The sequence below is a fragment of the Bacillus sp. SIMBA_074 genome, assembly GCF_046534555.1.
Lineage (GTDB): Bacteria > Bacillota > Bacilli > Bacillales > Bacillaceae_G > Bacillus_A > Bacillus_A mycoides.
This window is the reverse complement of record NZ_JAWRYM010000440.1, coordinates 1-276: the sequence shown is the minus strand read 5'-3', so window position 1 is coordinate 276 and position 276 is coordinate 1. Positions and strand designations below refer to the sequence as shown.

Sequence of the window (276 nt, the reverse complement as noted above, 5' to 3'; positions counted from 1 at the left end):
CCAGGCAAACCGTTTGCTGAAAGCGTGAAATCTGATCTTTCAGATTATTGATCAAATCCTGTGCCAAAACCTTTGGGAATCCGGCTACATCATATATGTACTTCTCCGGATAAAGAGCAGACAATTGTCCACCAAGCTGAGGCATGCTCTCTATGATTTTTACACTTGCCTGGCGCATGCCACCATAAAAAGCAGTGAACAATCCGGCCGGGCCTCCACCAATGATCGTAATGTCGTAGATTTGCTCGTCCTTTTGCAGAAAATTCAATCCAAAGC

General features: G+C 44.9%; 1 protein-coding gene. It reads right to left on the bottom strand.

From position 1 onward, the window contains the following. On the bottom strand, nt 1-259 hold a 259-nt coding region (locus SB773_RS31500), incomplete at its 3' end, for an NAD(P)/FAD-dependent oxidoreductase (protein ID WP_410594238.1). Nucleotides 260-276: the final 17 nt, after the last annotated feature.